General features: G+C 59.8%; 12 protein-coding genes and 1 pseudogene. 3 read left to right on the top strand and 10 right to left on the bottom strand.

The annotated features are described in order from the left end of the window. Positions 1-184: 184 nt before the first annotated feature. Positions 185-952: a class I SAM-dependent methyltransferase gene (locus ABJ99_RS20060; protein WP_375232739.1), complete on the bottom strand. Its 768-nt coding sequence runs from the start codon at positions 950-952 to the stop codon at positions 185-187. A gap of 138 nt (positions 953-1,090) precedes the next feature. Between ABJ99_RS20060 and ABJ99_RS20055 the strand changes: the two genes are divergently transcribed. Further along, entirely contained in the window at positions 1,091-1,714 is a 624-nt protein-coding gene (locus ABJ99_RS20055; RefSeq protein WP_054087295.1) for a hypothetical protein, read from the top strand. A gap of 66 nt (positions 1,715-1,780) precedes the next feature. On the opposite strand, the pseudogene ABJ99_RS20050 reads toward ABJ99_RS20055, so the two are convergent. The 6 genes and pseudogenes from ABJ99_RS20050 to ppc all read right to left on the bottom strand — a co-directional run bounded on the left by ABJ99_RS20050 (position 1,781) and on the right by ppc (position 8,283). Next, positions 1,781-2,438 (bottom strand): annotated as a pseudogene (locus tag ABJ99_RS20050) (extensin-like domain-containing protein). 48 nt (positions 2,439-2,486) lie between these two features. Beyond that, positions 2,487-3,350: a DUF72 domain-containing protein gene (locus ABJ99_RS20045; RefSeq protein WP_054087294.1), complete on the bottom strand. Its 864-nt coding sequence runs from the start codon at positions 3,348-3,350 to the stop codon at positions 2,487-2,489. A gap of 2 nt (positions 3,351-3,352) precedes the next feature. Continuing rightward, positions 3,353-3,664 carry a hypothetical protein gene (locus tag ABJ99_RS20040; RefSeq protein WP_007250124.1) on the bottom strand — a complete coding sequence of 104 codons (312 nt, stop codon included), beginning with the start codon at positions 3,662-3,664 and terminating at the stop codon, positions 3,353-3,355. A gap of 247 nt (positions 3,665-3,911) precedes the next feature. Then, positions 3,912-4,586 carry a tRNA (adenosine(37)-N6)-threonylcarbamoyltransferase complex dimerization subunit type 1 TsaB gene (tsaB, locus tag ABJ99_RS20035; RefSeq protein WP_054087293.1) on the bottom strand — a complete coding sequence of 225 codons (675 nt, stop codon included), beginning with the start codon at positions 4,584-4,586 and terminating at the stop codon, positions 3,912-3,914. 86 nt (positions 4,587-4,672) lie between these two features. Next, positions 4,673-5,365 (bottom strand): adenylate kinase, encoded by a 693-nt coding sequence (gene adk, locus ABJ99_RS20030; RefSeq protein ID WP_054087292.1) that lies wholly within the window; start codon positions 5,363-5,365, stop codon positions 4,673-4,675. Positions 5,366-5,646: 281 nt separating this feature from the next. Then, positions 5,647-8,283, bottom strand: a complete 2,637-nt coding sequence (gene ppc, locus ABJ99_RS20025; protein WP_054087291.1) for a phosphoenolpyruvate carboxylase — start codon at positions 8,281-8,283, stop codon at positions 5,647-5,649. A gap of 376 nt (positions 8,284-8,659) precedes the next feature. On the opposite strand from ppc, the gene ABJ99_RS20020 reads away from it, so the two are divergent. Continuing rightward, the gene (locus tag ABJ99_RS20020) at positions 8,660-9,073 is read left to right on the top strand and encodes a DUF4398 domain-containing protein (protein ID WP_054087290.1); all 414 of its coding nucleotides are present in this window, start codon (positions 8,660-8,662) and stop codon (positions 9,071-9,073) included. Positions 9,074-9,131: 58 nt separating this feature from the next. Then, complete coding sequence (locus ABJ99_RS20015; protein ID WP_054087289.1) at positions 9,132-9,914, top strand: OmpA family protein; 783 nt, start codon at positions 9,132-9,134, stop codon at positions 9,912-9,914. Between the two features lie 78 nt (positions 9,915-9,992). On the opposite strand, the gene ABJ99_RS20010 is transcribed toward ABJ99_RS20015, so the two are convergent. From ABJ99_RS20010 to ABJ99_RS20000, 3 genes are all read right to left on the bottom strand, one after another. Continuing rightward, a complete protein-coding gene (locus ABJ99_RS20010; RefSeq protein WP_054087288.1) occupies positions 9,993-10,313 on the bottom strand; it encodes a hypothetical protein in 321 nt (106 codons plus the stop codon). Continuing rightward, the gene (locus ABJ99_RS20005) at positions 10,310-11,206 is read right to left on the bottom strand and encodes an alpha/beta hydrolase (protein ID WP_054087287.1); all 897 of its coding nucleotides are present in this window, start codon (positions 11,204-11,206) and stop codon (positions 10,310-10,312) included. The genes ABJ99_RS20010 and ABJ99_RS20005 overlap by 4 nt, the downstream gene beginning before the upstream one ends. A 227-nt stretch (positions 11,207-11,433) precedes the next feature. Continuing rightward, positions 11,434-12,711, bottom strand: a complete 1,278-nt coding sequence (locus ABJ99_RS20000) for a flavohemoglobin expression-modulating QEGLA motif protein (RefSeq protein ID WP_054087286.1) — start codon at positions 12,709-12,711, stop codon at positions 11,434-11,436. Positions 12,712-12,769: the final 58 nt, after the last annotated feature.

Here is a 12,769-nt window from a genome sequence, read left to right as displayed (position 1 = left end):
GTGCCCTAAAACCGGTCACCCGGTTGCGCCTGATGTACCGCATATCCGGTTTTGCTGCCGGTTCCCGGCAGTTCGCGGACAAGCGAAGCGTCGCCCGGCCCGTTCCCACAGCGCTGGAGCGTAAGCAACAACCGGGGTTCAGGCGTTCTCAACGCACGCACGGAGAAGCAGCCGGGCAAACGCTCTACTCACCCGGTGCCTTCTCGACCACCTTGGGTTTCAGGGCTTTTTTCGGGTAGATGTCGTAGCGGCTGGATTTGCCATCCAGCGCGTAGCCAGGCTTGGGCCCTTCGATGCAGGGGGCTTTGCGGGGGCGTTTGACGACTACGCGGTGGGTGGCCAGCGCCAGGGCGGCTTGCAGCAAGGCGGGGGCGTCCATGTCGTCGCCGACCAGCGGCCGGAACAGGCGCATTTCTTTTTTGACCAGTGCGGTCTTTTCCCGGTGCGGGAACATCGGATCGAGGTAGATGACCTGCGGCGGCTCGTCTGCCCACGTGTTTATAAGGTCAATGGAGTTACCGGTCAGCAGGCGCATGTGGGCAACGATCGAACCGACGTCACGATCAGCACGACCACGCGCCAGACCATCTTCCAGCAGCGCCGCGATAATCGGTTGGCGTTCGATCAGGCTCATGTCACAACCCAGACTCGCCAGCACGAACGCATCCTTGCCCAAGCCCGCCGTCGCATCCAGAACACTGGGGCGTATGCCGGGCTGAATGCCGACTGCCTTGGCAATCATTTGCCCGGTGCCGCCACCGAACATACGCCGGTGCGCAACCGCACCTTCGACAAAGTCCACCCGCACGGCACCTGGCGCATCGTCGCCCAACTGCTGCAATTGCAAGCCAACGTCGGTGAGCTGCAACGCAAAATCGGCCTCTTCGTCGTGCAGTGGCAAGCCAAGACGCTGCGCCCATTCCTTCGCCCGCTCCTGTCCGTCGACGGCCATCGCCTCGACCCGGATACGACTGCCTGTTTGTTGCTCACTCATTGCGCTTACACACTCAAAATTTGTTAATGATCGGCAATTTCTGCCGATAACCAAGTATCAGGCATTTTGCCAGACCCAACGTCAGTACTGATCGCTATGTCAGACATTGTTCAACCCGCCATTGGCTATTTGTCGCACTCAGGCGACTTTAGCGTTCGCAACACCCGCACACTGGGTGGTGTAACGCAGCTGTGGTCGGATGCTTTTGCCCGCGCGATGGCAGAACAGGTCAGTGACAGCGATAGCGTTCCAGTACACCCGACAGCCGCCGAAGTCGATATTGAAACCGGCGAGCCGGTTGCCGGCGCCAAGACGCTGAGCAAAATCGTCGAGCAACGCGCCTGCCCGGTGACTGACACCGAGGTCAAGCCACCAGAACCGTTGTTCCTGCCGATCGCCGAATTTGATCTCGACCTGCTGCCACCGCCCGCCGAACCTTTCAGCATGGCTGAAATGATCGCACAGCAGCGAAATCTGGAATTCGAAAGCAACTGGGTACGCCCACTTGTTATGAACCCCTACGACGACAAAGGCACTCCTGGCCCCGGTCCGCAGCCGCGCCCGCTGCATTTGCCGATTGCCGAACTTGAATGGGAACTGGCCGACAAGCCTGCCCTGCCCCTGGACCCGCAAACCATCGCCACCCAACAGCGCCAGTTCGACTACGAAAACGGCTGGGCTCGCCCACTGATTTTGCAGAACCTCAGGATGGCGGCGTAAGCGGTAAGCCTCAAGCCTCAAGCTGCCACCCGGATCTGAGAGAGCTTCTAACTTGCAGCTTGCCGCTCACTTGCATACTGCCCACCGCCCCATGTCCATATGAAAGTGATCGCGATGCGCGGCGTTGTACTCCGGCCCCAGCACGGAGCTGAAGTTCTTGCAGGCGCCGTCGCGAATCAGCCTTAGAAAACGCCCCTTGTCGCCGCTATCACCCCAGTCTTTGAGCAGGTTGATTCGCTGGCCGTCAGCCAGGCGAAAACCCGCTATGTCCAGCGCATTGGCGCTAGCGTGCTGACTGAGCCGGCTGTTGGCGCGGTTGTAGATGTTGCGACAGGCGAAGCTGCCGAGGTGATCGATGCGTGCCACGCGCTGGCCAAAGACCGCCTGAGCAGCAGGCTGCAAGGTATGGACATCAAACAACGCATAAGCCACTGCCAGCGGGCAACTGGCCAGAAAACTGCTGCTCAGCGCCACCTCGCCACCCTGCACACGCAAGGTATTCANCCTGCCGACTGAAACGCAAACCCGAGGTCGCCAGCACCTGATCGCAGAGGGCGGGATCGTTCTGCAATCGTGACAATTTGTAAGACGTCAGGACGTTCGGCTCGGCTCGCACGTCGAGCGGCGCCCAGGGATTCCACTGCGCAGGTACATCAATCCAGCCGCGCCAGACGGCAAGCGCAATACCTGTGCAAACCACCAGAAAAAACAGCAATGCCCGCATATTCAGCCTTTGAAAGATTCAGGCGCTATCGGCCCCTGCTTGAAGACCTCAGAGCAAGCCCAACTGTTCAACCTGCGGCCCGCGATCCAGTTCCGGCAGCGATGGCAGCCCGGGCAGGCGCACCATCAGTTGTTCGTGAAAACGCCTGGCCAGCTCTGGAGCCCTGAGGTTGTCCGGAGTGTGCAGAAATACGTAAGGCGTTCGCCCTTCTTCGATCCACAAAGCGACCTTCTCCACCCACTGGACCAGAAAGGGATCGTTGGCTTCCAGCTCGGGGCGGCCAATGAAGCGGACCTGGGGGAACAGGGTCAATGCTGCCGGGCGCGGTGGCACTTTGGGTTTCTTGGATTGCGCATGCAGCACGGCAGGATCGCTCGAGATGCAACTGAACAAGGCGCGCGAGTCGAGACAGATGCGCTCGATCCCGCGATCCAGCAACAGCCGGTTGAGCATGCGCTCCTCGTCGCCTTTCATGAAGAACGCCATGTTGCGCACTTCTACCGCCAGCGGCATCTTCAATTCATCGACAAAGCCAACCAGCTCGGCAAGACGCTGCGGCGTGAAACTGGCGGGAAGTTGCAGCCAGAACGGCGATATCCGCTGACCCAACGGGGCAAGCAAGCGAATGAAATCCTCGGCAGCGCCGATCTGCTCACGAAGGTCGCCGCTGTGGCTGATGTCTTTATGGAATTTGGCGGTGAAACGAAAATCATCAGGCATTATTTCGGCCCAACGCTGCACGGTCGTGGCGGCTGGACGCGCGTAAAAAGTGGTGTTGCCTTCAACAACATTGAATACCTGAGTGTAGAGACTCAGAAAATCATTCGGACGGGCATTTTCGGGGTAAAGAAACTCGCGCCAGGCGTTTTCACTCCATGACGGGCAACCGAGGTAGTAAGGCAGGTCAGACACAATCAGACGTGAAGATCGAGCCCCGATACTTCAAGGTCCCAATCCACAAAGCTGGCAGTGGTCAGGTAACTGGCCAGAGCGTGAGCGACACGAGAACTCATTGAGCGCGGGAAGATAATGTCTTGCGGACGCGCAGGTACATTGGCCGTACTGCCAATAGGTGCATCACCCGGCTCGCGGCGTGCCTGCGCGGAAAGCGGTGGCAGCTCGGCATCAGCGGCGACTTCCTCAAAAGAACCTTCAACAGTGGAAGGCGTCTTCTGCGGCTTTCGCTTGATCGGGTAAGAGCGTGATGAGGTTCCGTCTATGCGCATCGATTAAGTACTCGGCGTCGATAGTGGCAATTTAGCGTTACTGCATTGTAGTTCGCAAATTGCCGAACGATAACTAGACCACATATATTGAATATTGTTTACGCCATATGAGATTACGACGCACCCAGACGATAAACGGTAGATGGCCTGTTGATACTATTTCGGCGCGACGCGGGATTTCATGAGCCCTCAGGCTACCTGTTCAGAGCATTTGCCCAGTCATTCCCGCATCGCACCGGATGCAAACTCAGCGTGTCTTCGGCGTGGCGACCTTGTCACGCAGGTACACCGGTTGAGCGTCGTCTGCCGGCAAGGATTCGCCACGATTCCAGGCAAATGTTGCCAAGGCCAACAAGTCCTGGGCGTGGGGCAGCATGCTTGCATCATGCGCAGCCAGACTCACCGGAATGCGTTCGGCGTAACCCCAGCCAGTGCCCGAGCCGAACCACTGACCGCTGGCATCGGTCGGCAGCGTCGCCCGTTCAGGCGCCATGACTGCTTCTTCGCCGATCAGGCGCATCTCGCCCGCCGTCTCGCGATAGCAACCCCAATACACCTCATCCATGCGTGCGTCGATGGCCGCAGCAACCTGCGTCGCGCCATGCTCACGAAAGGCACGCTGGGCCAGCACCGCGAGGTTGGACACTGGCAGCACCGGACGCTCCAGCGCGAACGCCAGCCCCTGCACCACCCCGATGGCAATGCGCACGCCGGTGAAAGCCCCCGGACCGCGCCCGAAGGCGATGGCATCCAGCGCCGACATCGCAATGCCCGCCTCGGCCAGCAAGTCCTTGATCATCGGCAACAGGCGCTGGGCATGCAGGCGCGGAATCACCTCGTAGTGGCTCAGCACCTTGCCGTCATGCAGCAAAGCGACCGAGCAGGCTTCAGTGGCGGTGTCCAGGGCCAGCAAGGTGCTCATCGATGTTTCCGTCTTGGTGAAAAAGTGGCGCAGTATAAATGACAAATGGCCCGCTAGCGGGCCATTTATTGAACAGGCTGCGTGCTTCAGTGACGGGGGTTCAGACGTTTCAAAGGTTTCACCGACTTCACGGGTTTCAAGGCGTCCAGCACTTTGGCAGTGATCTCTTCAACCGAGCCGACGCCAGGAATGTGGCTGCATTTAGGCTTGCCGTTTTTCGCTTGCAGATTGCTGTAGAACTCGACCAGCGGCTTGGTCTGCGCGTGATAGACCGCCAGACGATGGCGAACAGTTTCTTCGACGTCGTCTTTGCGCTGCAACAGGGGTTCACCAGTCACATCGTCAACGCCTTCGACCTTCGGCGGATTGAAGATTGTGTGGTAGATGCGGCCGGAGCCTTCATGGACACGGCGACCGGACATGCGCTTGACGATTTCTTCGTCGTCGACAGCGATTTCCAGCACATGGTCGATTTCCAGACCGGCGTTCAACAGCGCTTCGGCTTGAGGAATGGTGCGCGGAAAACCATCGAACAGCACGCCGTTCGCGCAATCCGGTTCGGCCAGTCGGTCCTTGATCAGACCAATGATCAGGTCATCGGAAACCAGGCCGCCTGCGTCCATGACGCTCTTGGCTTTCAGGCCCAGCTCGGTGCCCGCCTTGACCGCAGCGCGCAGCATGTCGCCTGTCGAAACTTGCGGGATGCCGAATTTTTCAGTGATGAATTTTGCCTGAGTACCTTTACCGGCCCCGGGAGCTCCCAGCAGAATCACGCGCATCGTCATGCTCCTCAAAATTTTTATAGTGAAATCAACGGATTCGCCTCGGGGGCCAATCTAAAAAATAATCAGGCCAACAGGCCGAAAGGCTGATCAAGATACACAGCCGACCGGGGCCGCACAAGCCGCCGAAAGTCGCAGTAACCGCAGGTGTACCGGCTTGCAGGCCTTGACTGTCGAGCGGCATGATCTGTATCAACGTTTCCGGCAGGCTGACCTGCAAACCCCGACCTTGCCGCAGCCGGATCGAAATGACCCGGCTGCGGTATTGGCCGGACGGATCAGCCGGTGTTGCGCAGGCCGGCGGCGATACCCGCTACAGACACCAGCAGCGCCAGCTCCAGAGGGCTGTCAAGACTCGCTTCGCGGCTGCGCGACCGGGACAGCAGTTCGGCCTGAAGCAGGTGCAGCGGGTCGAGGTAGGTGTTGCGCAGACTTATGAATTCAAGCGTTTCAGGGCTGTGGGCCAGCAGTTGCGTCTGCCCGGTGAGCCCCAGAACCACAGTGCACGCCTGCGACAATAGGTCGCGTAAATGTGCGCCTAAATGTTGCAGCTCGGCGGGAACCAGACGTTCGTCGTAGAGCCTGGCAATGTCCGTATCGGCCTTGGCGAGTACCATTTCCAGCATGTCGATGCGGGTACGGAAGAACGGCCACTGCTCGCGCATCTGCGCCAGCACTTCACCCTCACCGCGCTCCAGCGCCTTGCCCAGCGCGGCTTCCCAACCGAGCCAGGCGGGCAGCATCAGACGCGTCTGGGTCCAGGCGAAGATCCACGGAATGGCGCGCAGACTCTCGACGCCACCTTCGCGACGCTTGGCAGGTCGACTGCCCAGCGGCAGACGGCCCAGCTCCTGTTCGGGCGTTGCCTGACGGAAGTACTCGACGAACTCTGGATTCTCGCGCACCACCGCGCGGTAGGCGCTGACCCCGTCGCTGGCCAGCTGGTCCATCATCGTCCGCCAGGCGGGTTGTGGTGGCGGCGGCGGCAGCAGGGTGGCTTCCAGTACCGCCGCCAGATAAAGGTTGAGGTTCTGTTCGGCGATGTCCGGCAGGCCGAACTTGAAGCGGATCATTTCGCCCTGTTCGGTGGTCCGGAAGCGCCCCGCCACCGAACCGGGTGGCTGTGACAGAATCGCCGCATGCGCCGGACCGCCGCCACGCCCGACTGTACCGCCGCGGCCGTGGAACAGCAGCAGCTCGACGTGCTGCTCGCGACAGATCTCCACCAGTTTTTCCTGCGCCCGGTATTGCGCCCAGGCCGCCGCTGTCGTGCCGGCGTCCTTGGCCGAGTCGGAATAACCGATCATGACTTCTTGCGGGCCATGCAGACGTGAGCGATAGCCCGGCAGACCCAATAACGTCTCGATCACCGGCCCGGCGTTATCGAGGTCGGCCAGGGTCTCGAACAGCGGCACCACGCGCATCGGCCGTTGCAGCCCGGATTCCTTGAGCAACAGTTGTACAGCCAGTACATCCGACGCCGAACCGGCCATCGAGATAACGTAAGAGCCCAGCGACGCTGCTGGAGCCGCCGCAACTTCCCGACAGGTCGCCAGCACTTCGGCAGTGTCGGCAGCAGGTTTGAAACAGGCAGGCAACAACGGCCTGCGGTTATTCAGTTCACGTAACAGAAAGTCGATGCGGGTTTGCTCGCCCCACTCTTCGTAGCGACCCAGCCCCAGGTAATCGGTGATTTCGGTCATGGCTGCACAGTGCCGGCTGGAATCCTGACGCACATCCAGCCGCACCAGAAACAGGCCGAAGGTGACAGCGCGACGCAGGCAATCCAGCAGCGGCCCGTCGGCAATCACGCCCATGCCGCATTCGTGCAACGACTGGAAACACAATATCAACGGGTCGAGTAACTCTTGGTTGTCGCTGAGCACCTCGTCAGGCGCTGGCTGGGTGACGGTCAACGAAGCATTGGCCCAGTTACGGGTCGCACGCAGGCGCTCGCGCAGGCGTTTGAGCTCGGTGCGATAGGGTTCGGCGCTGTCACCGACACTGGCGCGCAGGGCCGGGCTGGCCTGCTGCATCGACAGCTCGGCGGCCAGGTTATCGACGTCGCGCAGATACAGGTCAGCCGCCATCCAGCGTGCCAACAGCAGAACTTCGCGGGTGACCGCGGCCGTTACGTTCGGATTGCCGTCCCGGTCACCGCCCATCCAGGACGCGAAGCGTATCGGCGCAGCCTCCAGCGGCAGATGCAGGCCAGTGGCGGCGTGCAACGCATGGTCAGCCTTGCGCAGGTAGTTCGGGATAGCGTGCCAGAGCGAATGCTCGATGACCGCGAAGCCCCATTTGGCCTCGTCGACCGGCGTGGGCCGGATGCGTCGGATCTCTTCGGTGTGCCAGGCTTCGGCAATCAGGCGTTGCAGGCGCGCCGTGATCTGTTCGCGCTCGGCGCTGTTCAGGTCACGATGATCCAGTGCCGCGAGTTGCGCCGCGATAGCGTCGTACTTCTGGATCAGCGTACGGCGCGCGACCTCAGTAGGGTGGGCCGTGAGCACCAGTTCGATCTGCAGCTCGCTCAGCTGCCGCGCCAGTGCATCAGGCGCGTGCCCTTCGGCCTTCAGACGATCAAGCAGCTCGGGCAGCACGCGGGACTCGAACGGCAGCGGCTGGCTGTCGTCACGACGGTGCATGAGCTGATACTGCTCGGCAATATTGGCCAGGTTGAGAAACTGGTTGAAGGCCCGCGCCACAGGCAACAGCTCGTCATCGCCAAGGCTGTCTACGCTCGAACTGAGTTGTTCGGCGCCTTCGGCAGAGCCACGTCTGCCGGCCTTGGCGCCCTTGCGGATGCGTTCGATCTTGTCAAGAAAATCAGCTCCGCGCTGCTCGCGGATGGTGTTGCCCAGCAGTTCACCCAGCAGGTGAACGTCTTCGCGCAGACGCACATCGATATCGGCCATCGTTCCCTCTCCCGGTTTTTGTTTGGGCTTAGTAGCATGACCCTCCCGCAGGCGGCCACGTGTATTCGAATCCTGATTGCCAACAGTGCACCAAAAGCCGGTGCGGCGACAATTGCCGGCTGCGTAAAGCTGCTTCACTGGGCACGGCAACCTGGACGAACGCTTCTTTCATATGTCGACAAGCATCCTTTCAGCCTCGCAAATGCGCTGACAATTCCTTACCAATCAAAAATATTTAACTGAACTAATCAAAAACTGCGCAGGTCGGAGCCATTAACCATTACAGGAAAGCCCGAATGGCAGCAGGCAGTTGTATGACCTCATGCCCGGACTTGCTATACAAACTGTCATGGATAACCACGTTCGGAGTCAGACAATGGAGTTGATCACCATGAACACCCTCACTGCCAACAAAAAATCCACAGGCCTGCGCGGCTTGAAACTGGCCGCACTGGCAATCGGTAGCACCTTCATTCTGGCTGGTTGCGCTGGCAACCCGCCGTCCGAGCAGTACGCGGTTTCCCAATCGGCCGTCAACAGCGCCGTCAGCGCTGGCGGTACAGAGTTCGCAGCCGTTGAAATGAAATCGGCTCAGGACAAGCTCAAGGAAGCTGATCTGGCGATGCAAGACCACAAATACGACGAAGCCCGCAAACTGGCTGAACAGGCTGAGTGGGATGCTCGTGTAGCTGAGCGCAAATCTCAGGCCGCCAAAGCTGCCAAGGCTGTGCAGGATGCTCGCCAGGGCGTCAACGAACTCCGTGAAGAAGGCCTGCGCCAGGTGCAGTGATTGCTCCGCCAACCTTCTGTTTTCATGAATTCGTAACTGATTAAAGGACGACCATATTATGCGTAAACAATTGATGATCCCTGCTCTGCTGGCCATGAGCGTTGCTTTGGCAGCCTGTGCAACCAAGCCCAACCCTAATCTGGAGCAGGCGCGCAGCAACTACACCGCGCTGCAAACCAACCCGGAAGCCACCAAAGTCGCGGCGCTTGAAACCAAAGACGCCAGCGAGTGGCTGGACAAGGCTGAAAAAGCCTTCCGCGACGATGAAGACGTCAAGAAAGTCGACCAACTGGCTTACCTGACCAACCAGCGCGTTGAACTGGCCAAGCAAACCATCGCGCTGCGCACTTCCGAAGCCTCTCTGCAAAATGCTTCTGCCGACCGTGCAAAAGCCCGTCTGGAAGCTCGCGACGCTCAGATCGCTGCGCTGAAAAACAGCCTGAACGCCAAGCAGACCGAACGCGGTACGCTGGTGACTTTCGGTGACGTGCTGTTTGATTACAACAAGGCTGATCTGAAGCCTACCGCTCAGGGCGACATCGGCAAACTGGCCGCTTTCCTGCAGGAAAATCCAGACCGTAAAGTGATTGTCGAAGGCTACACCGACAGCACCGGTTCGGCTTCCTACAACCAGTCGCTGTCCGAGCGCCGCGCCAATTCGGTTCGCATGGCACTGGTCCGCATGGGCGTAGACCCGGCGCGCGTTGTGACCATGGGTTACGGCAAGGAATACCCTGTTGCTGACAACACCAGCAACTCGGGCCGCGCCATGAACCGCCGTGTGGAAGTGACCATCTCCAACGACAACCAGCCTGTTGCACCACGCTCTTCGATGAAATAAGCGACCGAGCTGTTGCACCGAAGCCCCGCCTGCGCATACAGGCGGGGCTTTTTTATGGGTGACGGTTTTATAAACGTCTTATTGCCGGGGCGTCTGCTGGCCGATACAGCGCACGGCCTGGCGGTGATCATTGATCAGCACACCTGACAGGCCCTTTTGCGAGGTGTCGAACAGCACCAGCACGCCATCGATGCATTGCGCGACCTCGGCAGCGGGCGTTGCGGCAATCTTGTAATCCTCGCCCGGAACGGTCTTGAGCAGCGTAAATTCGCTCAACAGCAGCGCGTCTTCCGGCCTGGCGAAGTGCAGGTAGCCGTAAAACCACAGGCAGCCGACCGTACCGATGATCGCGCCAATGCCGGTCAGGATCATGCCGTTCACATTACGATCATCACTCATTGCGCAGGCTGTTTTTCAGGGGTCGGAAAATTGGGCACTTCGGCCAGACGACGCAGGCCGTTGAAGTGGGTCGGGTCGTCCAGATAGCGCAGCATGACCTGACGCCACAGGGGGTCAGCGAAGGTTTGCACGTGTTCGCCTCGGGTCAGCTGCAAGACGCGCGGCGGTGGCGCGGCCTTGTACAGTTCGATGCCGTTGGCGAGCGGCACAAGGGTGTCGTCGATGCTGTGGAAGATCAGCATCGGTGTGCCGGCCAGTTGCGGCAGGCCGTTGACGGCGCTGTCGGCATCCGGGATCAGCCATGACAGCGGGGTTTTCAACGGCCAGGTCAGCCAGGATTTGCTCAGCGAGTGCTGTGCGACGCTGCGGTAGCTGGCGGGCACGCTGTCCAGCACCAATGCTTTGACCCGGGAGCGCTCTTGCGGGTGCTCTGACAGGTAATGCACCGCCAATGCCCCGCCGATGCTTTGCCCCAGAACCACAAGGGGCATGTCTTGCGATTGAGGTGCTGTCTTCAGCCAGTCGAATGCGGCCTGAACGTCCTGATAGATTGCCGGGAGGCTCGGTTCTCCCTGCGATTCGCCATAGCCACGGTAATCGACCATCAGCACTTGGTAACCCTGCTCGGGCAGCCACCAGACGCCGCCAAGATGCCACGCCAGGTTGCCGCCATTGCCGTGCAGGTGCAAGACCGTGCCTTTTACCGGCACCCCTTCTTTTGCCGGCAGCCACCAGCCGTGCAGGCGCGTGCCATCGGCAGCGGTAAGGTTCACGTCCTGGTATTGCAGCCGTGCCTTGTCCGGCGTGAACGGCACGTCTCGCTCGGGATAGAACAGCATGGAGCTGCAACCGGTGAGGCTCAGGATCAAAGCGAGGATGCCGATCAGTTTCAAATGCGGGGTTCCTTACAATTGGGTCTCGTGCCGACGCTCCACGTAACACGGAGGTTCTGCGATGTCAGTAATGTTTATTCCTGACTCAAGGCACCTTTTCGCCCCTCGNGGTTCCTTCGTCCTGACACTGATCCGTCACTTACGTCGCAATCGGCGTCGTCAGTGCCATCGCGATCGAAAAGCACATCTAAAGCATTTCTGTATTCGTGTAGAACACCACTCAACACCTACAAGATATTCGAGTAATCCGCTTCGATGCGGTCCAGGCTCAGGTGGTTGAGGAAGTTGGAGAAACACATCCATGCTGACAGGGCGTTCATGTCGCGGAATTGTTCGGGCAGGTATTTGGGTGCCACTACCAGCCCTTCGTCCACCAGTTGTCGCAGGGTGCGCATGTCTTCCAGTGTGGTTTTGCCGCAGAACAGCAGGGGCACCTGTTCGAGCTTGCCTTTGCGTACGGCCAGCTGGATGTAGTTGTAGACCATGATGAAGCCTTTCAGGTACGAAAGGTCTTTGGTGAATGGCAGTCCGTTCGGCACCGAGCCGCGGAATACCCGACTGGCGTTGCCGTAGCTTTCCGACATGCTGAAACCCTGCTCGCGGTAGAACCCGAACACATCGAGGAAATCAGCGCCCTGCTCGGCCATGTGAATAGCCCGCGTGCGGTTGGTCAGTTTGCGCAGGCGGCTTGGGTAGGAGGCGAAGGCGATGACTTCCATGAGAATCGCCAGGCCTTCCTGAGTGACGGTCGACGACGGCGGCCCTTTGGACAGAAAGGTGCAGATCGGCTGATTCTGCCCGTTGAGCGTGGTGCCGACATGCACCAGCCCTTCATGCACCTCCAGCGCCCGCACGTCACGCTCGTTGAACATGGCGTCACTGCGGATCTTGATGTAATCGGCGCCCGCTGCGGCATCGGCAACGATACCGTCGGACTCGAATACGCGGATGGTCTCCTCGGCTTCACCAAACACCCGGTTCAGGCGTGTCTGCAACAGCCCGACAGCGTCTTTGGCGGTGAGAATTTTCGGTTCGTCTTTCAGGTCCCCGCGCCCGGCAATGTTGTTGAGGTAATCCGACAGCATCAGCCCCAGGTCCGCGAGGGTCGGGTCTCCGGCGTGAAAGGCGTCGGACGCCGCGCCATAGAGTTCCTGAGAGATAAGGCCGAAATCCGACGTGCCACGCGCTTCCAGCATGCGCACCACCATGCGGTATTCGCGACACATGCGACGCATGATCTGCCCGACCGGGTTGAACTGGCCCAGTTGACGCGTGACGTCGCGCTCGATGTTCTGAAATTCCTGCTTCAAGGCCGCCGAATCGAACCCCAGCGGACGAGTCTCGTAATACGCGCGGTCCACGGCAGGCAGTGCCTTGCCTTTGGCGGCCAGAAACTCCTGGCGAATCGTGTCATCCCACTTCACTGCATCCAGAATGCGAATCGGTGTCTGTGCAACGACGATCCGATCCGATAAAGCACGAATAGTCTGTTGATACTCGTCCACCGGGTACTCCTTGGCTGACGGGCTGTCGCCCCTGATGCGGGTCGCGCAGAAAATGCGC

Origin of the sequence: Pseudomonas syringae pv. cilantro, from assembly GCF_001293775.1 — a bacterium.
GTDB lineage: Bacteria > Pseudomonadota > Gammaproteobacteria > Pseudomonadales > Pseudomonadaceae > Aquipseudomonas > Aquipseudomonas syringae_P.
The sequence above is the reverse complement of the archived record's forward strand: the minus strand, read 5'-3'. Positions and strand labels throughout refer to the sequence as shown.

Coding starts and splice junctions, on each gene's coding strand:
- ABJ99_RS20060 (WP_375232739.1), bottom strand. CDS start 952: ATGGCCGTCGACGGACAGGAGCGGGCGAAGGAATGGGCGCAGCGTCTT.
- ppc (WP_054087291.1), bottom strand. CDS start 8,283: ATGGCCGATATCGATGTGCGTCTGCGCGAAGACGTTCACCTGCTGGGT.
- ABJ99_RS20040 (WP_007250124.1), bottom strand. CDS start 3,664: ATGCGCATAGACGGAACCTCATCACGCTCTTACCCGATCAAGCGAAAG.
- ABJ99_RS20055 (WP_054087295.1), top strand. CDS start 1,091: ATGTCAGACATTGTTCAACCCGCCATTGGCTATTTGTCGCACTCAGGC.
- ABJ99_RS20010 (WP_054087288.1), bottom strand. CDS start 10,313: ATGAGTGATGATCGTAATGTGAACGGCATGATCCTGACCGGCATTGGC.
- ABJ99_RS20015 (WP_054087289.1), top strand. CDS start 9,132: ATGCGTAAACAATTGATGATCCCTGCTCTGCTGGCCATGAGCGTTGCT.
- adk (WP_054087292.1), bottom strand. CDS start 5,365: ATGCGCGTGATTCTGCTGGGAGCTCCCGGGGCCGGTAAAGGTACTCAG.
- ABJ99_RS20020 (WP_054087290.1), top strand. CDS start 8,660: ATGGAGTTGATCACCATGAACACCCTCACTGCCAACAAAAAATCCACA.
- tsaB (WP_054087293.1), bottom strand. CDS start 4,586: ATGAGCACCTTGCTGGCCCTGGACACCGCCACTGAAGCCTGCTCGGTC.